This window comes from Lysinibacillus sp. KCTC 33748 (assembly GCF_002237755.1).
Taxonomy (GTDB): Bacteria; Bacillota; Bacilli; order Bacillales_A; family Planococcaceae; genus Lysinibacillus.
Genome location: NZ_MWSJ01000002.1, coordinates 1 through 18,092, shown reverse-complemented (window position 1 = coordinate 18,092; position 18,092 = coordinate 1). Strand labels below are relative to the sequence as shown.

Annotated in this window: 21 protein-coding genes; 7 read left to right on the top strand and 14 right to left on the bottom strand. The window is 33.7% G+C overall.

Going from position 1 to position 18,092, the window contains the following annotated elements; translation table 11 throughout:
* Window positions 1–18: 18 nt before the first annotated feature.
* The 5 genes from B1B04_RS02835 to B1B04_RS25510 form a co-directional block, all read right to left on the bottom strand.
* Window positions 19–1,050, bottom strand: coding sequence for a siderophore ABC transporter substrate-binding protein (locus tag B1B04_RS02835; RefSeq protein ID WP_079559829.1), 1,032 nt, complete (start codon window positions 1,048–1,050; stop codon window positions 19–21).
* A gap of 381 nt (window positions 1,051–1,431) precedes the next feature.
* Window positions 1,432–2,109: a response regulator transcription factor gene (locus B1B04_RS02825; RefSeq protein WP_079559827.1), complete on the bottom strand. Its 678-nt coding sequence runs from the start codon at window positions 2,107–2,109 to the stop codon at window positions 1,432–1,434.
* Between the two features lie 973 nt (window positions 2,110–3,082).
* Window positions 3,083–4,162 carry an EAL domain-containing protein gene (locus tag B1B04_RS02820; RefSeq protein WP_079559826.1) on the bottom strand — a complete coding sequence of 360 codons (1,080 nt, stop codon included), beginning with the start codon at window positions 4,160–4,162 and terminating at the stop codon, window positions 3,083–3,085.
* Window positions 4,163–4,451: 289 nt separating this feature from the next.
* Window positions 4,452–6,161 carry a methyl-accepting chemotaxis protein gene (locus B1B04_RS02815; RefSeq protein WP_170938885.1) on the bottom strand — a complete coding sequence of 570 codons (1,710 nt, stop codon included), beginning with the start codon at window positions 6,159–6,161 and terminating at the stop codon, window positions 4,452–4,454.
* Window positions 6,151–6,324 (bottom strand): hypothetical protein, encoded by a 174-nt coding sequence (locus B1B04_RS25510; protein WP_170938884.1) that lies wholly within the window; start codon window positions 6,322–6,324, stop codon window positions 6,151–6,153. The genes B1B04_RS02815 and B1B04_RS25510 overlap by 11 nt, the downstream gene beginning before the upstream one ends.
* A 938-nt stretch (window positions 6,325–7,262) precedes the next feature.
* On the opposite strand from B1B04_RS25510, the gene B1B04_RS02810 reads away from it, so the two are divergent.
* From B1B04_RS02810 to B1B04_RS02800, 3 genes are all read left to right on the top strand, one after another.
* Window positions 7,263–7,682: a DUF4183 domain-containing protein gene (locus B1B04_RS02810; RefSeq protein WP_240518178.1), complete on the top strand. Its 420-nt coding sequence runs from the start codon at window positions 7,263–7,265 to the stop codon at window positions 7,680–7,682.
* A gap of 48 nt (window positions 7,683–7,730) precedes the next feature.
* On the top strand, window positions 7,731–8,051 hold the full coding sequence (locus tag B1B04_RS02805; protein ID WP_079559824.1) for a DUF4183 domain-containing protein: 321 nt from the start codon (window positions 7,731–7,733) through the stop codon (window positions 8,049–8,051).
* Window positions 8,052–8,494: 443 nt separating this feature from the next.
* Window positions 8,495–9,430, top strand: coding sequence for a peptidylprolyl isomerase (locus B1B04_RS02800; protein WP_079559823.1), 936 nt, complete (start codon window positions 8,495–8,497; stop codon window positions 9,428–9,430).
* Between the two features lie 215 nt (window positions 9,431–9,645).
* Here the strand turns inward: B1B04_RS02800 and B1B04_RS02795 are convergent, their stop codons facing one another.
* Window positions 9,646–9,864, bottom strand: coding sequence for a hypothetical protein (locus B1B04_RS02795; protein ID WP_079559822.1), 219 nt, complete (start codon window positions 9,862–9,864; stop codon window positions 9,646–9,648).
* Between the two features lie 391 nt (window positions 9,865–10,255).
* Between B1B04_RS02795 and B1B04_RS02790 the strand changes: the two genes are divergently transcribed.
* The gene (locus tag B1B04_RS02790) at window positions 10,256–11,536 is read left to right on the top strand and encodes a hypothetical protein (protein WP_079559821.1); all 1,281 of its coding nucleotides are present in this window, start codon (window positions 10,256–10,258) and stop codon (window positions 11,534–11,536) included.
* A gap of 46 nt (window positions 11,537–11,582) precedes the next feature.
* On the opposite strand, the gene B1B04_RS02785 is transcribed toward B1B04_RS02790, so the two are convergent.
* The 3 genes from B1B04_RS02785 to B1B04_RS02780 form a co-directional block, all read right to left on the bottom strand.
* The gene (locus B1B04_RS02785) at window positions 11,583–12,221 is read right to left on the bottom strand and encodes a DUF2306 domain-containing protein (RefSeq protein ID WP_079559820.1); all 639 of its coding nucleotides are present in this window, start codon (window positions 12,219–12,221) and stop codon (window positions 11,583–11,585) included.
* Between the two features lie 268 nt (window positions 12,222–12,489).
* A complete protein-coding gene (locus B1B04_RS25505) occupies window positions 12,490–12,630 on the bottom strand; it encodes a hypothetical protein (protein WP_170938882.1) in 141 nt (46 codons plus the stop codon).
* A gap of 138 nt (window positions 12,631–12,768) precedes the next feature.
* On the bottom strand, window positions 12,769–13,662 hold the full coding sequence (locus B1B04_RS02780; protein ID WP_176166742.1) for a helix-turn-helix domain-containing protein: 894 nt from the start codon (window positions 13,660–13,662) through the stop codon (window positions 12,769–12,771).
* 175 nt (window positions 13,663–13,837) lie between these two features.
* On the opposite strand from B1B04_RS02780, the gene B1B04_RS02775 reads away from it, so the two are divergent.
* Both B1B04_RS02775 and B1B04_RS02770 read left to right on the top strand, forming a co-directional pair.
* On the top strand, window positions 13,838–14,041 hold the full coding sequence (locus B1B04_RS02775) for a helix-turn-helix domain-containing protein (RefSeq protein ID WP_036127261.1): 204 nt from the start codon (window positions 13,838–13,840) through the stop codon (window positions 14,039–14,041).
* A gap of 89 nt (window positions 14,042–14,130) precedes the next feature.
* Window positions 14,131–14,931, top strand: a complete 801-nt coding sequence (locus B1B04_RS02770) for a hypothetical protein (RefSeq protein WP_079559819.1) — start codon at window positions 14,131–14,133, stop codon at window positions 14,929–14,931.
* Window positions 14,932–14,993: 62 nt separating this feature from the next.
* On the opposite strand, the gene B1B04_RS02765 is transcribed toward B1B04_RS02770, so the two are convergent.
* Together B1B04_RS02765 and B1B04_RS02760 are read right to left on the bottom strand one after the other, a co-directional pair.
* A complete protein-coding gene (locus tag B1B04_RS02765) occupies window positions 14,994–15,335 on the bottom strand; it encodes a YhjD family protein (protein WP_170938881.1) in 342 nt (113 codons plus the stop codon).
* Window positions 15,332–15,553: a transcriptional regulator gene (locus B1B04_RS02760; protein ID WP_079559818.1), complete on the bottom strand. Its 222-nt coding sequence runs from the start codon at window positions 15,551–15,553 to the stop codon at window positions 15,332–15,334. Before B1B04_RS02760 ends, B1B04_RS02765 begins: the two co-directional genes overlap by 4 nt.
* A gap of 215 nt (window positions 15,554–15,768) precedes the next feature.
* Between B1B04_RS02760 and B1B04_RS02755 the strand changes: the two genes are divergently transcribed.
* Window positions 15,769–16,362, top strand: coding sequence for a hypothetical protein (locus tag B1B04_RS02755; protein ID WP_079559817.1), 594 nt, complete (start codon window positions 15,769–15,771; stop codon window positions 16,360–16,362).
* 64 nt (window positions 16,363–16,426) lie between these two features.
* Here B1B04_RS02755 and B1B04_RS02750 read toward each other — a convergent pair whose 3' ends face one another.
* The 3 genes from B1B04_RS02750 to B1B04_RS02740 all read right to left on the bottom strand — a co-directional run.
* Complete coding sequence (locus tag B1B04_RS02750) at window positions 16,427–17,092, bottom strand: M15 family metallopeptidase (RefSeq protein WP_079559816.1); 666 nt, start codon at window positions 17,090–17,092, stop codon at window positions 16,427–16,429.
* Window positions 17,092–17,505 carry a phage holin family protein gene (locus tag B1B04_RS02745; RefSeq protein ID WP_079559815.1) on the bottom strand — a complete coding sequence of 138 codons (414 nt, stop codon included), beginning with the start codon at window positions 17,503–17,505 and terminating at the stop codon, window positions 17,092–17,094. The genes B1B04_RS02750 and B1B04_RS02745 overlap by 1 nt, the downstream gene beginning before the upstream one ends.
* 80 nt (window positions 17,506–17,585) lie before the next feature.
* The coding region (locus B1B04_RS02740; RefSeq protein ID WP_139376934.1) for an IS3 family transposase at window positions 17,586–18,092 on the bottom strand (507 nt) is incomplete at its 5' end.

The window sequence follows — 18,092 nt, the reverse complement described above, 5'->3', positions numbered from 1 at the left end:
TTTTTATACTCCTTTACACTACTTAGCTAAAGTATTTGCAAGGTTTTCAAACAACTCTATATACGTCTGAATTGATTCATTTGTGTAAGTATCTGCTGGTGCATAAATAATATGTTTTTTAGAAACAGCAGTTGTTTTTTGAAGAGCAGGTGCGTTAGCAATAACATCCTGAGCAGGAACTGCATCTTTTTCACCAGATATTGCAGCATCACGATCTAATACGAAAAGCCAATCAGGATTACTTTGTGCAATAGCTTCAACAGAAACTTCATCACCTTTATGATCTGAACTAGAATCGGCAACTTCTAATGCTGGTGCCCAACCGAAAATTTCATACATCGGTCCCCAAACACGTCCAGAATGAGGAGCAGCAAAACCAATATCCCCACCACCAACGATAACACTCATCACTTTATCTGTTCCATTATAAGCAGATTTAGCATTTTCAATAACTTTATCAAAATCAGCTACCACTTGTTTAGCTTCTTCATTTTTATCGAAAATTTGCCCTAAAGCAATTGTAGAATTTTTAAGTCCATTTACTAAGTTTTCCCCAGGTGTAGCAGCTTCCTCGGAAACATCTACATTAAGATCAATAACAACTGCATTTGGTACTAATTTTTTGATTTCTTCGTAATAGTCTGCAAATCTTTGACCGACGATTACAAGTTCAGGGTTTGCAGCCGCTATAATTTCAAGATTTGGTTCACGGTGATTTCCAATATTTTGAACTGATTCATCACTTACGTATGGTGAATCCGCAGGCATTACATCCTTTGGAACAGCTGCTAGTTCAATTTTCCAATCAGCTAAAGTTTCAAAAGTTCTATTATCCAAAGCGACTACATTCTTTGGGTTTACAGGAACAGTAACAGTTCCATGGGCATCAGTGATTTCTACTGTCGCAGGTTTAGCAACCTCTTTACTTCCATTATCTTCATTAGACTTTGACTCTTGATTAGATTTATTACTTGAATCTGAACAAGCTACTAACATCAATGTCAAAACTGCGATAATACCAACAAATTTTAAAAACATAGATTTCTTCATACTCATACTCCTTATTATGTAATTTATTTCGAAAACGATGAAGTCTATAGATTGAATTGGATAGTAATTGCTAGCCACCTCAAATGCTATTGATAATCATTTTCAATTAACCGTTCTGTGAATCAGTATAGTCTTTAATTCTGTGAAAATCTTGTGAAAAATGTAAGATAATAAATAAAGTTAATTTTTCACATTAAGTATTGGATACAAAAAAGTAATACCTGAAGTAATCTTTTTATAGTTTCCTTTTCTTCAATATCTTCCAGAAACTGCTTGGTTATCTGATTTAATAGAACAAAAAAACGAGCAAACTGGTTGAAACTGTTTTTACTCGTTTTTTTTCGATAATGTTTAATATTAATTACTGGGACAAACTGTAGACTATTCAATCATTGAATAGCCCCTGCCATGAATTGTTTGAATATATCTGTTTTTCTTCTCGCACTTTAGCTTTTTTCTTAAATACCCAATATATAAATCCACTACATTTGGATTTACTGCTACGTCATATCCCCAAACCTGATTCAAAAGCATTTCACGGCTCAATATTGTATTTTTATTCTTGATTAAAAATACAAGTAAGTCATATTCGCGCTTAGTAAGCGGAAGATTTTCGCCACCTTTTGTCATAATATTACGGGATGCATCAACGAAGAGATCTTTAAATCTAAAGTAATCATTCTCGATTGGCTGGATACAGTCCCCTCTTCTTAAAACAACTTCTATCCTTGCTACTAATTCTTCTTTCACAAATGGTTTTCTTATATAATCATCTGCTCCTGCTTGTAATCCTGCTATGCAGTCCTTGCTGGACACATTGTTAGTCACTATGATTATTGGGGTCGTTTTAACAGCCCGTATTTGTCTGCAAATTTCCGGTCCAGATATACTTAACGAATCCCAATCCAATACGATAATATCCCAATCTTGCTCATATACTATATTTAAACCTTTTTTTTCATTGTGAAGTGTTAAAATGAAATAGCCCTCTTGCTTTAGACCACTTACGATCTTCTTTGCTAATGACCGTTCATTCTTAATTACCAACACCTGCTTCACCTATAGTTCACCTCTGCTTCATTCATAAAATTATTTATCACAAAAAAGAATATCGGATTTATAAATCTTAAATTTCTAAAAACTATTATAACAACTCATAAGGATAAATTTGGGATAATTTACAACGGATATGTATAAAATTCATTGGATATGGTTAAACGTTGCGACACCACACTCATTTGTGTATTAAGCATCTTCATGCTAGTATAAATTGATCAAATAACCGCTGGAATCTGAATAGGTGGACATTTGGATTCTAGTCTACTTTCACAATATCGATAATGATTATCATTGTCAATAAAAACCAGAATCACCTGTATAACTGGTGGTTTAATCTGTATGTACCAAGTGGTCTGCTTTCGCCTTTATCGATAAGTAAAATCACTAGAATTACGATTTTCATATTCCACCGCTTTTATTCTATTAATTCTTTTTCAATTATCAATCCATACTGCCTTTCACCTAGGTCGAAATATTTCTAATTCATCACCAACTTTTTTCCCTTCATATTCTATAGAATCAGATCGCATATTGAGGGGGAAACGTATGGGGATTGAATTCACAGCTCTCCATTGGATTTACGTTGTTTTTATTGTCCTTATCATTGCAGTGTCACTACCTTTTCTTCTTTCTATGTCAGACTCAACCTCTCAAAAAATATCAAAAAGCCATACCTTGTTTTGATATGGCTCTAGTTTGCATCTAACATCGTGTTCTTGATTAATGTATATCTATTTTTAACATGCATTTTTCAAACATTTTAATAATCTTCCTAAGATAACTCTCACAATTCTTTTTGACAACAATACATTAAATAAATTACAGAAAGGAAGGAAAATTACATATATCTGAATATTTAGATAATTTTCCCTAAAGAATTACTTCAGAACTATTGACCCGTGTATTTACTTTCTTTTTATTATAAAATCAGATGTAATTCCTATACTTAAACTAAATAATAGATAGTAATAGTTTATCTAATCTCATTCATAAATATTGACAAATCATTCATAGTTAGTGGTTTAGATATGTAAAAACCTTGTATAGAATCATATTCGGCTTCTGATAAGGAATTAAACTGCTCAACACTTTCTACACCTTCTATGATAACCTTTAGATTTAAAGCTTTGATAAACTTTGTTAGCATTTCAATTACCTTTTTATTTGATTGCCCACTAATAAACAACCTATCGAGCTTCACCCCATCAAGGGGGAACAAAGAGATATATTGAAAATTCAGATTCCCTGAGCCGAAATCATCAATAAATATAATATGACCACGATCACGAATAATTTTTAAATTTTCTCTTACTTCTATCCCCATTAGGGTTTCCTCGGTTATTTCAAAAGCAATTCGGCTATTGTTATTAAAATTAATTTCATTAAGATGCTTGATTAGCCAAGATATATCTTTTATTAATGAAGCTGTTAGATTAATAGAGACATAAACTATATCATTATACCTTTTCAACAAATCCACAGCTTTATTAATAATATTTTTGGTTAATTCCACCAAATTCTCTATATCTAAAATCGGCATAAATATACCTGGTGACATTGGACCGAGTTCTTCACATTTCCATCTACTTAGCGCTTCAAAGGATACTTGTCTATTATTGTGTAATATCGGTTGAAAAACGATTTCAAACTCATCCATTAATAAACCTTTATGTGAAATGTACTCTTTTATCGCATTACTATTCGTGTTTTGCAAATAGACTTGTCTAACGTAATTTAACGCTGGAAGTTTTCTATCTTGAACAGATAGATAATGTATCTTCAAATATTCAATATTTGATAAATCTTGAATAATCAAATGAGCTTGCGACTGAACATTACAGACTAATATATATTCCTTATCAAATACTCTATAACATTCAACTTCTGTTTGATACATAGCTAATTTCTTCTTAACCACATCTATACATTTAGAAGTATTCAAATTATGCCAACTTGAAATAGTAATATATACTAAGGCGAAAGATTTTTTATCTTCAATACTTTTTAACACAGACTTTCGATTTGATTCAAATTTTGTTATCCCAGTCTCCATCCTAATTCCTCCAATAGGGCGGTTTACTCCTCCATTTTCTATCAAAAAATTAGTTTCTTTTTTAAATATTTTATAAAGCTAATCTGTAGTTAGCATGAATTTAATGTGAAGTTTACCTGTAATATCAATTAATGTTTTAAAATATAAAATACACCAGCTCTAAAAGTCATCTCAATATCATAGTAGCAGATCATTCTTCTGCTGATTTTAAGACAAATTGTGCAAACGAATTTACTTTTTAAACAAATATTAGCCGATTGTTATCCTTAGTGATTATAATTCGGCATCCTTATACTTTAAACATATTCGTTTTTTCTTGTAAGTCTTCCGCCATTTTAGAAAGTGCCGAAGTAGATGCAGTAATTTCCTGCATAGAGGCTAATTGTTCTTCCGTAGCCGCTGAAATATTTTGTGTCCCTTCTGCGGTGCTTTGGGCGATTCCATTCATTTGTTCCATGGATTTGGACATTTGACCTGCACCCGCAACCATCTGCTCTACAGAACTAGACACTTCATGAATTTGAACTGATACCTCGTTGATGGCATGTAGAATTTTCTCAAATGATTCACCTGCGCTGTTCACATTATTAATACCCGTTCTCACTTCATTCGTAGTGAACTGCATGGAGTCTACCGCTTTTTTCGTTTCTCCTTGAATTCTTATAATAAGCTCAGAAATTCTCAGTGCCGATTCCGATGATTCTTCTGCCAATTTTCGCACTTCTTCCGAAACGACCGCAAAGCCTTTCCCATGTTCGCCTGCTCTTGCTGCTTCTATCGCTGCATTTAATGCCAGTAGATTGGTTTGTGCTGCAATACTTGTAATAACTTCAACAATATCTCCAATTTCAGCTGAACGCTCACCTAGACCACTAATAACATCACTTAAACTACCAATAGATGTCTGAATCGAGTTCATTTGTAGAACTGCAGTTTGAATAATATCATCTCCATCTACAGAAAGTTGTTTTGCTTGTGTAGCTGCCTCTGATACGTTAGTAGAATTTTTAGCTATTGTTCGGACATTTTCTACCATATGATCTACACCATCCGATGTTTCTATAATCGTTCTAACCTGGTCATCTGAGCCGCTTGCTACCTCTAACGTAACAGATGCAATATGTTCACTTGCCTCACTCGTTTGTTCCGCACTTGCCGAAAGCTCAACCGAAAATGCTGCCATCTGTTCGGACGATTGTTGCACTTGACCAATTAGATCCCGTAATTGAGCAATCATGTGGCTGAAAGTAGACGTTAAGACGCCTAGCTCGTCCTTTGAATCATAGTCTACACTAAAATTTAATTCTCCAGCCTCTGCTCGTTGAACAGCATATTTTAATTTTTCAATTGGAGAAATTAGATATTTTCGTACACCGATAAAACCGATTGCCACAAACGAAATTCCTAATACAATGGATATAATTAGAGAGTTCGTGACCCCTTCACTTGCCTCGGCCTTACTTTCCATATTCAATATACTTGCATTTTTTTTATTCAATTCTGTCAGCTCTAAACCTTTTGACATAATTTCGTCAAGTACAGGCTCGGCACTTGAATTAAAGAGGTTTATTGCTTCCTCATTCTTATTAGCAAGACTTAACTGAAAGACTTGCTCCATGCTTTCTTTAAAGTTTGGATATAGCAGAATCAATTCACTTATTATTTTATCCTCATCCGATTGCATATTGGCTGCCTCAAGTATTTTAAGATTCTTTTCATTATCTTGAAACGCATCAGTTACTTCATTTTTAATTTGAGTAATAGTTGTTTCATCAGTAAAAAGTAAAGAACGATACATATCTGATACAATAATCCGATTATTAAGTCTATAATCCGACAAAACAATACCTGGTTCTAGACGATTTATAAAAATATTCTCTGTATTATTCTCCAATTTTTTCATAGTAATATATCCACTTACTTGGATAAGAGCAACCGTTAAAATTGCTATAGACATTAAAAGAACTAGTTTATTAAAAATGGATAGATTACGAAGCAAGGTTAATACTCTCCTTTTTGAATTCATATTTCGTTTGCATTGCATAGATTTTTTCGCCGGTGTTTTGTGTAGCACTTACAGAAATTGGTGATGTCATCGCAAACGAAGTACCTATAGAAGTAATGGCTATTAATGTTAAATTCTTACTTTTCAGTTTTTTCATAATATTCCTCCTTTTTATCAAGTTATCATATGACACATCTTTACACAAATCTACAAAAAAATTACCTATAATAATATATTTCAAGTAAATTTACTATATATAATCACTTCTTTTTCTCTTTAAGCACATCAAAATCACAATTAAGTATTATATTAATAACCAACTTTAATAAAACTATTTATATTAAATTTCATATTTCAACAGTTGTTAATCACCTATTCTTTGTATAGCTTCTTCTGGATATTGAGCTATATATATCTAAAAAACTACTACAGATGCGCATGTTATTTTCACGAGTATCGAACTCATGCCCAAACCGCTGCCAAATGAAATAACCGCGTCTAACTTCTAGGGATCACTTCAGTACCGAACGGTATCAAAGGAACCTTTTTGAATTTTTACTTGGTTTGTTTGGCATAAAAGTTTACAACCCCTTATTTTATCTGTCCAACTTAGTGTAGCCTGTACAGCGCTACAATAGCCAGGATAGCAGTAGGGTTTGATGGAAGCCACTTTGAGATAAAATATTTCCCCATGTGTCTTAGTGTACGATGCCACTTAATTACCCTATATATTATTTATACTTTTCCAATTATCAATTCATATAACATTTCAACTTAAGGTGAGATTTTTCAAAACCATCACCAACTTTTTCCCCTTAGCTCTAAACTCAGATTGGTCAGTAACAAGGTAAAAATCTATCTCCCCGTATTCTTCAAAATTCCATTTTCATAGCTTTCATTTGATTTTAGGTATTTAAAAAATCCCATCTTTTCATTTAAAAAAAAATTATTTATTTCTCTTTAATAGACATATTACCAATCACCTTCCAACATTAATTCATAAAATATTTGTGAATTAGCTTTATTAATTAATAAGTAACAAACGCCTATAACTTACGGGGTTACCAACATATTAGGAAATGGAGGTGACAAATAATGAAACAAATGGATCCACAAAATTTGATTTGTGACAGTTGTTGTGAAAATAACCGAGTATTTTTGCCCCGTATAAAAGCTGTTGACATATGTTCTATTCAACCTCCGCCAGTGGTTATCCCTGAAGGAACTATTATTCCAACAATAAATAGATATTTCTATATTGTTACAGAAGATATTGATTTAACAAACGGAACCACTCTTCCTGCTAATTTATTTACAGATGATAATGGCGATCCAGTAACAGAATTCAAACTTTTTAATCCCAATGGATATGTCAATCTTTACATCAATGCTGTGATGCAAGAAGGCGGTGCTTATAAAGTAATCCCAAATTCGTTAATCCTTAATCCATTTAATGCAACTATTTTTGCCGGAACTCCAATCATTATTGAATCATTTGGTTTCCAACAAATGTGATATGAGAAGCTGCTAATTATTCTTTTTCCCATGAAAGGAGGTGAAAAAATGGCACTTTCAATTATTAATATTCATGTAAACGTTAATGGTACTTCCACAAGATTTTTTGATGTGTTAGCAGCAGATTTAACAGTTGCTGATGGTACTACAATCCTTGCAACTGCCTTTCTAAATGATAGTGGAACTGTTGCGACTGCTTTTCCAGTAGTTACACACGGCTACTATAATTTCTATATCAACGGTGTATTACAAGAAGGTGGATCATATACAATTTCTGCAACAGAGTTAACTTTTAACGGTGTTAATGGCACAATCTCAGCCGGAACTCCATTAGTAGTAGAAGCTGTAGAAATAGTTACACAAACTTAATGATTAATTTCTAACTAATCGCAAATTGAAAATGTCTAGCCTTTCTTCTACTTTTTGTACAAGGGTCACGTTTTTTTCAAGTGACCCTTTATTTTTAATTACCTATCAAAAGCTTCGATTAGAGGTAGTTTATACTTTTAACCTATCTGACCTTTATAATGTCAGTATCCAATTAAGGTAGAAGTACTGAGATATCATTCATTTTGTTTCTATGTGTTGCCATCCAGCCTTAGAATTCCCATCCATCAAGATTCCACTACTATTAAACTTTTGAACTTTCCCTAACCCCGTAATCTTAAAATAACCTTAAAATATCTTTTATAAGAAACCTTTTTGGATGGAAAATCGTATAATGACTGGTAATTTTTAACGGTTGTCCTGAAATATAATTAGCTGGGTTTTTGTTTTACAACTGAACCAACAAGAAGTTAGGAGAATATTCCATGAAAAAAACAGTATTAACATTCACACTTGCAGCATCAGTTCTTACATTAGGCGCTTGTAGTAATGATTCAGCAACTAATGACGAAGTAATCGCTACTTCTAAAGTTGGAGATATCACTCAAAATGATTTATATGAAGAAATGAAAGCATCTATGGGAGATCAAGCATTCCAACTTCTAATGATTAAAAAAGTACTATCAGCGAAATATGAAGTGACAGAAGATGAAGTAAACGCTCAATTAGAAGCTGACAAAAAGCAATTTGGCGATAACTTCGAAACCTTCATTGCACAACAAGGATATACAGAATCTTCGTACAAAAAAACCCTAGAACTTAAATTGATGCAAGAAAAGGTATTAGTTGAAGAAGTGGAAGTAACAGAAGATGAAATTAAAGCTGAATTCGAAAATATCAAAAATGAAATCCAAGCTCGTCATATAGTAGTAGAAGATGAAGAGACTGCTAAAAAGGTGAAAGCGGAACTTGAATCTGGAAAAGCTTTTGCAGAAGTTGCAAAAAAGTATTCTATTGAACAAGCAGCACAAACAACTGGTGGGGATTTAGGTTGGTTTAACAAAGCAACTAAAATGGATCAACAGTTTTTAAAAGGTGCTTTCGCATTGAAGAAAAATGTTATCAGCGATCCAATTCAATCTAGCTTTGGCTATCATATCATTGAAGTGACGGACAAGCGTGAGATTGAAGAATCATACGAAGATAAAAAAGCCGAGATTGAAAAGCAATTAAAGCTAGCAAAAGCGGATACTTCAACGCTATTAACAAAAGTATCGAAAATGATGAAAGATGCTGATATCAAGATTAAAGATAAAGATATAAAAACAGCGTTTGATAAGTTTTTAGCTGCTACTAAAACACCAACTGAAACAGATACAACGACTGAAGATGCAGATACATCAACAAAAGAAAGTAATTAATTATTCATACAAAAAGTGTAAGGGCATAAGCTTTTACGCTTTTTTAATTTAAGAAATAATAAAATCTATTGCATGAGGATTACTTTCTACAAGTGATTCTTTTTCCAGACTCCACCACCTTGCTTATGCGCAAGCTCGAAAGCCCAACTCGGCGCTAAACTACTACGTCTTAATAAGACTAAAGGTTGATTAGTGCCACCGCCATTACATGTAGATTATATTCCTGCATCCCAAAATGCATAACTACGACTTGTATATTCCTTATTAATCACTTTCCCTGCATATGGGTCTAATAAAACCAATAATACATCATAAAAATCGGAATGTATTTCTTCGGCACTGACATTCTCTGCTATCTGCGGTTTCCAAGTTACATATAAAACATTTGTTAAACTAATTAATAACAATAAAGATATTACTGATATCTTTTTCATCTAATTACCTACCTTTTTAAAAGGTAGTATTTGTTTTAAATAAAACAATATTCTTGTACTAACTGTTGGGGGGGTCACTTCTCCTTCATACTATAGATAACTTGAACAGCGAAAAATCTGCTAATTTGGCTTTACAAGTTACCACACGTTAATTATAGACTTGTTTTGCAGTTCAGGTGTCATTTCATAGGATAAATCAAATAGTATATTTCTTTATTGAGACATAGACCCATATCTTAAAAATTACCTACAATATTATTTAAGCTTTATACTTTTTCAATTATCAATTTATTTCACAATTCTATTTGTGTCAAACTTCCCCGAAATCATCACCAACTTTTTTCCCCCTTCATATTCTATAGAATCAGATTGAATATTGAGGGGGAAACGTATGGGGATTGAATTCACAGCTCTCCATTGGATTTACGTTGTTTTTATTGTCCTTATCACTGGCTTTATGGTTAAACGTCGCGATACCACCCTCATTTGTGTACTTGGCATCTTCATGCTAGCAATCTTTGCTACAGGCGATTTAACTGCATCTATTAGTGGTGTTTTTAACAGTTTTATTTATGCCATTACAGAGCTGTTATCGATCATTCTTATTATTTCTATTATCGTCGCCATGAGTCGGGTTATGATGATTTCTGGTATTAATGAGGTCATGATTGCTCCTTTTACGAAAATCATTAAATCACCTGCGCTCGCTTATTGGACGATTGGTCTGTTAATGATGTTTATTTCGTGGTTCTTTTGGCCATCACCGGCTGTGGCACTGTTAGGGGCGGTTTTGTTACCTGTTGCTCTACGTGCAGGCTTACCAGCACTTGGAGTTGCGATGGCGATGAACTTATTTGGTCACGGAATTGCTCTCTCGAGTGATTTTGTTATACAAGGAGCTCCGAAGTTAACTGCTGATGCTGCTGGTATTCCGGTTAGTGAGGTAATGACTGCTAGTATCCCCCTTGTTATTACAATGGGCGTTGTTACTACAGTAGTAGCCTATATCTTATTACGACGGGATATGAAGCGTGGATCAGTGAATTTATACGCTACAAACGATACAAATGAAGACGTAGAACCAGTAATTCCTGAAAATCTGCTAACTCTCGGACAAAAACGCTTTTTTGCAGTACTTATTCCAATTGCCTTTATACTCGATGTCATTGCAATGTCTATATTAAAATTACAAGGTGGAGATGCAACAGCTTTAATAGGAGGAACCTCTGTCTTTATCCTACTGTTGCTTTGCGTTGTAGCCCACAAAAAACAAGGGCTTGAAAAGACAACAAGTTATTTAATTCAAGGATTCCAATTCGGTTTTAAAGTGTTCGGACCGGTTATTCCCATTGCAGCTTTTTTCTATCTAGGAGATTCCGGATTTACACAAATTATTGGTGATCACTTACCAGCCGCTTCGCATGGTATCGTCAACGATCTTGGTGTGGGTCTAGCTGCGGTAGTTCCATTAACGAAGGAAATTGCAGTCGTCACTTTAGCAGTCGTTGGCGCTATCACAGGCTTAGATGGCTCTGGTTTCTCAGGTATTTCTTTAGCAGGTTCAGTCGGTAGTTTGTTCGGTAATGCTATTGATGGAGGTACTGCAACTTTAACAGCTTTAGGGCAAATAACAGCGATCTGGGTTGGAGGAGGAACGCTTCCACCTATGTAAGACACATAAATTAAAACCACCCATCACGGAGTGGTCTTTTTATACTTTATTCAGTTAAAACACCTGTTACTTGAAGTTTTCGTTGTATAAGCAATTCCGCAACGATTAAATTAGGCACCCAACAAAGCCAAGCTATCATAGCGTAACTAAGATTAAAATTTTCAAATCCAAATAGGAAAGTAAACAAAACAAGCCAAATTCTTAATGTTACGGCTGCAAAAGTTAAGGAGTAATTTCTTATCATCCATTTTTGATGATTATGAATTTTTTTATGTTTAATTTTAACAAGCGCTTGGGATGCCGTTATCATCCAGAATATAGATAGGAAGCCAAAACCCAACTGTGACACAAATCCGCCTGTAGCATAAAATGCTAAATAAAGCCCTGAAACACCACCGAATAAAATACCTATCATATAGATTTTCCCTAAAATTCGATGCCGATTGATATTTTTTTCTCTAAACTTTGAGAATAGTGTAAAGGGACCTATTACTAACGCCACTACACTAAAAACAATATGTATATAAAGCATAATGTACCAAAACGAATTTAATGTAGAAATAAACATAAGTTTCAATCTAACAAACCCTGCTTGATGTGCATCCATAATCAAATACTGAACAATGGAATATCCAGATATTAAAATAGCTAATATACTAAATATAAACCAAGTCTTTTTATTCATTTTACTGTCTCCTAAAATTTAATTTTATATAAAACATCCCTATTACTAGTACGAGTCCTTCCCCTTTCTTTTAAATGAATTATCAAAGAAACTCTATTCTCTGTTCATAACATAACATTAAATTTTATAAGATTTGCTCATCACACAATAAGTGGTAATAAAATAGATATAAGAGGTCTTATATTATAAATAACATCTTAATTATTTTTATTTTTCATTTCAGTATCCTTATTTAATGAGTGTGCTATTTGTAAAAGTGCTCTTTTTCTTATCTCCGCACAATACACACTCTTATACGAGACTCTATTACGGGGTTCTTCTTATCAACAGCTTTATTAACATCTGTGGAAGGTTGTTTAATTGGTTGTTCTAAAAATTCATCCATAGTCATTTGTTTTTGTTCTTCCATTCTTATCTACCTCTCCTGTCATGTTAAATTGTTTAAATTACAACGGTTAAGTAAATACTGAAATTAGTAAGGGGGAATCGCTATGAACATAATTTTTGACTAAACCCCTTTTTCTGGCATCCCCATAGTTCATAGCGATTACCATTCAAGCCAGTTTTCTAAATTACCTGTTCTACTCCCCACAGATTGTGGGTACTTGCTACGCTCGTTGATCCAGTTATAAAAAGGTACTGGACGTTCTTTAGAAGGAGTTTCTTCTATAGATAACGATTTATTCAACTTGCTACTTAATCGCTCTACAGTCTTGTTATACGCACCTACAAATACAGCTCTTAATGTACTTGTAACCGTCAGTACACCTTCTTTAATGTCCATAGCAATTTTAAATAGTACGTTCTTAACTCTAATGAAGTCAGGTGCACTTTGAACCTGAGTAGCTAATACAACTTTGTGCAATTCATCTTTTAAGTTATCTGCTAATGGCAAACTACTCATGAAATCAAATAGCATCACTTGGTACTCATTCATGTATTCTTTTTTCTTTTCAGCTTGCGAAGCTAATTCATTACCAAGACTCATAATATTATTTGCTTGTTTAGAACTTAAAAGATTAAAAGAGTTAAATGCTTGATTCTCAGATTGTGGACGGCAAACCTCGTCATTACTAGATTCATCGACTGTCTCTCGTTGGGACACGCTCGATGGGACATAAGGTAAAATACGATAAATACTAGCCCCTTTGATGCCGTTTAGTTTTGTACCTGGTACTTTTTCAATGATGCCTAACTCAGTTAATTTTTTCATTGAACGATAAACAGTCTTTGTACTAATCTCTAATGATGCAGCAATTGTTGAAGCTTTTAAGTGGCAGACTCCTGTATGCTCCAAGCTGTGTGAAGCAAGTTTAAAAACGATAGCTCGTTCTGATTCTGTTAAGTCATAGTAGTGTGCTGCCATGTGGTCCTCCACACTCTTATCCATATCTGTTACTGAGTCGAATGTTATGTATTGTGCTAGATATTCGAATGCCATTTGTTTTTCACCTCTTCTTCATTGCAGAATACAAAATAATTAAATTTAGTTATTTATTTATTTGAGTATAAATTATTAAATTTAATAATTCAAGTATTTCGTAAAAATTATTTATTAAATTTATGGATTTGTGTATAATGGGATTTAAGAAGAATATAATTAAAGAGGTGAAATCATGGAACTGAAAGTAAAATTAAAAGAAGTGTTAAACGAACGAGGAATGTCACAAGTGGAATTAGCAGAAAAGACAGGACTAACACGTACAGTAATTAGTGAACTCGCAACTAATAGAAGAACATCAATTAATCGTGAACACATCACCAAAGTTTTACAAGCTCTTGAGATTACAGATATGAACGAAATGTTTGAGATCAAGTAACAGATAACTAAATACAGTTGTCTGTTTTTTTATATGTACATTCGATACCAAGTTTCCTAAAATGGAAATATAGAGGGAGGATTTTATATATGAAAAAACTATTTTATGTCGGAGCATTATCGGCATTATTACTTTCAGCATGTGGAGAAGAAACTGCTACAGTTACTCCAGACGAGTTTAAAAAGTTGGAAAACGGAATGAGTCCTGATGAGGTAAAAGAAATTGTAGGTGGCAAATCGAAAAATCCAGATGCAAAAGAAGATGACGATTTATATTTATTTTTAGAATATGATGGAGAAAATGGAGTAGACAAAGAATCTACTGTATCCCTTTCTTTTAAAGATGGAAAATTAACTGGCATTTCGGAAAATGGATTAATGAAAGAAAAAATAAAGTTCACTAAAGAGCAAGAGGAACAGATTGCTGAAAACGTAGCAAATGCAATAAGTAAATCTTCAGCAGATCCAATCGATGAATACGAAACTACATTAAAACAAATTATCACCAAAACTAAGGGTAATTCTAATATCAGTATGAAAGACAAAGAAATAATTGAAGCTGGAAAATACAGCATTGAATTAACAAGTGATATTTTTATCTTTGTAGATGTGAATAAAGAAAATAACATCGAAAAAATTAGCGCAGCAGTTTCCTCGAATGCACTATCGACACAAAACAAAGAAGTTAAAATAGCATTTGAAGCATTATTGCAGAGTGCAGATAAAACTTTAAGTACTCAGCAACAATCAGCTATTATGGAGAAACTCGGCTTTACAAGTGACGGAAAATTGGTTGACCATACAGAAGTCTATACTCTTAATAATGTTACGTATGCATACCACAGTAGCATTGAAAATGATTCTGCAATATTGCAAGCTAAACTAAAATAAGTCGCTCAAATGAGTGGCTTTTTTCATTGCATAAAAAATAGGCACTCTTTTATCAGTGCCTGTCATTTATTTTGGTGACTTAATAATAATTTTTCAACCTGCGTTTTCAATGCCATGTTAGCATATGTCAAAACTAGGTCCTCACCGGCTGTCGCAACTACGAGATCACTAAAATATTCATCAGTCTTTATCCACTTTACCACTCTGATTTTATCTTTGGCCAACAGCCTTTTTGAGTTGTAACATTCTTGAGATATGTCGTTCAGTAGCTTATCAAGTATCGGTAAATATACTTTGCTTAATTTAAGGTTTTCAATCACCTTGTAGTCACGTTGTAATGATTGAACAGCCATATCATAAACCACGTATTTATGAAGAAGTCGTCTTTGCTCAAAACTTATCATACTACTGAGCGCTCCTTATGGATGATTGGAACAACTGCCAATACACTATCAATCATAAATGTACGCTTTGCCTGCCGTGTAAAGCAAAAGGCTTGAAACGAATCACCGACGATTTTAATGACTTTAATACGTCTTTTTGACATATTACCGTCTTTATCCATGTACATCATATTTAAAAATTGATTACGTTGCATCGCTTTAATCAGTTGTTCTTTCAACCTCTACACCCCTCAAATAAGAACATTTGTTTGTAATTATATTAGAACATTCGTTTCTGTTTTGGCAAGGAAAATTTTTTCGCTACGCTGCACTACTAAAAATTACTTATTTTATTACCAGAGCTTCACTTAAAATGGTAATATATTTAAGGGAAAATAATCTTTCAAAGGAAATTTGATGGGAAATATTAAATAGTATCAATGGAGGATGTATTATGAATAATGTAGAAAAACCGTGGTACAAGCGATGGCAAGTGTGGTTAGGTATAATTGTTGCTTTAGGTTTACTAGGAAAAATATTACCAGAACCACCTCAAGAAAAATCCGAAGCTAAAGAGGTTGCTAAAGCGCCTGATGAACAACAAGATAAAAATAAAGCGTCCATAGTAAAGGACGAAGAAAAATCACAAAAAGATGCTGAGATTACGAAAGATAAGGAATCTAAGCCATCCGAAATTAAACCTTTAACAAAAGAAGAGGTATTAAATAAATTTACAATTGATCCAGATATTGATCCATACATAGACGGCCCATATATATTTGTTGATGGTGAAACAGATACAGCGGATTATTATGCTCTGGCTGATACTGATCGTTATAAAAATGCTAGTGTTATATTCAAAGATGGACAAATCGCACGCGTAAAGTTTATACCTTTGAATGATGTTAAGGCAGAAGATCTACTTATTGAGTTTGGTATTACTGAAAAACCACGTAAATTAAGAGGAATGGCAGGGTTCCACGAAATCGCACTAATATCGAAGTATTGGTCACAAAATATTGAAAGATCCCCGTTTGAATTAGATTAATCATTGATTTACATAAACACTAATTAGACCAAGACGGCAATTAAGCTATCTTGGTCTTTACATTTTAGTTATTACGCTGTGCAATGATGATTTTCAGACCTTCAAAATCTCCGCCTGTCAATGTTCTAGCATCAAACTTTTCTAGGTGCGACTTATCAATTAGCTTTTTATCAACCGCCTGTTTAAGGTAGTCACGTACTGCAGCTTTAGTTGTCTCGTTTGTAAATTGCATTGTATCATCATCCTTTTCATTTGGCTTATTGTCTTCCACAATTAATTGAACTTTTATTGCGCTACTAGTTGGTACAATTACTTGTCCTTCAAGCTTATAACCTTTAGGGATAACCCAAGATGATTTAACCTCGAAATGAGGTCGGTCAATGCTTCCTATCCAATCACCGCCCCATGTAATGCCTAGCTTATGTGCAATGGCTCCAACTCGACTAAGTATAGTCACATCATATAAAGATTGTGGAGGGCCAACAGCAATATCCCATGCTAGACGTGACTTATGATTGCTATCTAAAGTCCAAGTAACAATTTGCCCCGGCCGTGTACGTCCTTGTTCATATAGATATTTCTGCCGTTCCTGTGAGCGATAGGTTTCAGTAATGAAGATATTTTTGATGCCTGCTTTACAACACTCCTGGAATAAGAGTTGCATAGCTAATCTAGCTGGTGGTAACAGCTCATTAATGTCTCGACATGTAGTAGTTACACTTGTACTCATTATTTATCACCCTTCTTATCATCGTTATCTATTTGCAACTGTGTAAAAGCATTTGCTAAAAACTTAGGTACTTTAATGCCTAACTTCCCTAGATTTTCAATCATACTTATACCTTCCATACCGATTAAGAAAAGAATCATTGCATTACGCATAAAATTTCCACTCTCTGTTGCTGAATCGAGTTGTACTGCTGCAAAGACCATCAATATCATTGCTGTCTTTTTGATTAAGCCTTTAAACATCTTTTTACTTTCTGTTTTCTTGAAGACTAAACTAACCATAAAACCTAGTGCATAGTCGATAGTCATGAATATAACTAACGCTTTTATCAAGTGGTCAATACCTCCGATAAGGTATCCTATCCATGCCATTGCACCGCCAATAAATGATGTATATAATGTGTCTGTTTTCATCTGTCACCTTCCTTTTTTGCATAATAAAAGCCCTCCACAATCATTGAAGTGACCCCTAAAAGTTAGACACGGTTATTTCATTAGGCAGCTTGAGTAAAATGAGTTCGGTATTGAACCGGACTCATTTTTAATTTTGCCTTCATCCGTTTCGTATTGTAATAATCAATATATTTTTCTAATTCTTTTTTGAAATGCTCGACACTTTTAAATTCCTTTAGGTAAAGGAATTCTGATTTCAGAATCCCAAAGAAATTCTCCATCACCGAGTTGTCGTAACAGTTTCCTTTACGAGACATACTTTGCACGATACCTCTTGATTGAAGGGCCTGACGATATTTCTTCATTTGATAATGCCACCCTTGATCTGAATGCATCAGTAGCTGATGGTCCACAGGTAGATGTTTTAAGGCCTTCTCTAACATTTCTGAAACAAGAGAGTACGTTGGTCTAAAGCCAATTGTATAGGTAATGATTTCACCATTAAATAAATCTAAAATAGGCGATAAATAAAGTTTTTCACCAAATAATTTAAACGCTGTAATATCCGTTACCCATTTCTCATTAGGTGCCTCCGATGTAAAGTTTCG

Excerpts from the sequence above, each read along its gene's own strand:
- B1B04_RS02835 (WP_079559829.1), bottom strand. The coding sequence starts at position 1,050 with ATGAAGAAATCTATGTTTTTAAAATTTGTTGGTATTATCGCAGTTTTG.
- B1B04_RS02820 (WP_079559826.1), bottom strand. The coding sequence starts at position 4,162 with ATGGAGACTGGGATAACAAAATTTGAATCAAATCGAAAGTCTGTGTTA.
- B1B04_RS25510 (WP_170938884.1), bottom strand. The coding sequence starts at position 6,324 with ATGAAAAAACTGAAAAGTAAGAATTTAACATTAATAGCCATTACTTCT.
- B1B04_RS02810 (WP_240518178.1), top strand. The coding sequence starts at position 7,263 with ATGAAACAAATGGATCCACAAAATTTGATTTGTGACAGTTGTTGTGAA.
- B1B04_RS02805 (WP_079559824.1), top strand. The coding sequence starts at position 7,731 with ATGGCACTTTCAATTATTAATATTCATGTAAACGTTAATGGTACTTCC.
- B1B04_RS02800 (WP_079559823.1), top strand. The coding sequence starts at position 8,495 with ATGAAAAAAACAGTATTAACATTCACACTTGCAGCATCAGTTCTTACA.
- B1B04_RS02795 (WP_079559822.1), bottom strand. The coding sequence starts at position 9,864 with ATGAAAAAGATATCAGTAATATCTTTATTGTTATTAATTAGTTTAACA.
- B1B04_RS02790 (WP_079559821.1), top strand. The coding sequence starts at position 10,256 with ATGGGGATTGAATTCACAGCTCTCCATTGGATTTACGTTGTTTTTATT.
- B1B04_RS02785 (WP_079559820.1), bottom strand. The coding sequence starts at position 12,221 with ATGAATAAAAAGACTTGGTTTATATTTAGTATATTAGCTATTTTAATA.
- B1B04_RS25505 (WP_170938882.1), bottom strand. The coding sequence starts at position 12,630 with ATGGAAGAACAAAAACAAATGACTATGGATGAATTTTTAGAACAACCA.
- B1B04_RS02780 (WP_176166742.1), bottom strand. The coding sequence starts at position 13,662 with ATGGCATTCGAATATCTAGCACAATACATAACATTCGACTCAGTAACA.
- B1B04_RS02775 (WP_036127261.1), top strand. The coding sequence starts at position 13,838 with ATGGAACTGAAAGTAAAATTAAAAGAAGTGTTAAACGAACGAGGAATG.
- B1B04_RS02770 (WP_079559819.1), top strand. The coding sequence starts at position 14,131 with ATGAAAAAACTATTTTATGTCGGAGCATTATCGGCATTATTACTTTCA.
- B1B04_RS02765 (WP_170938881.1), bottom strand. The coding sequence starts at position 15,335 with ATGATAAGTTTTGAGCAAAGACGACTTCTTCATAAATACGTGGTTTAT.
- B1B04_RS02755 (WP_079559817.1), top strand. The coding sequence starts at position 15,769 with ATGAATAATGTAGAAAAACCGTGGTACAAGCGATGGCAAGTGTGGTTA.
- B1B04_RS02750 (WP_079559816.1), bottom strand. The coding sequence starts at position 17,092 with ATGAGTACAAGTGTAACTACTACATGTCGAGACATTAATGAGCTGTTA.
- B1B04_RS02745 (WP_079559815.1), bottom strand. The coding sequence starts at position 17,505 with ATGAAAACAGACACATTATATACATCATTTATTGGCGGTGCAATGGCA.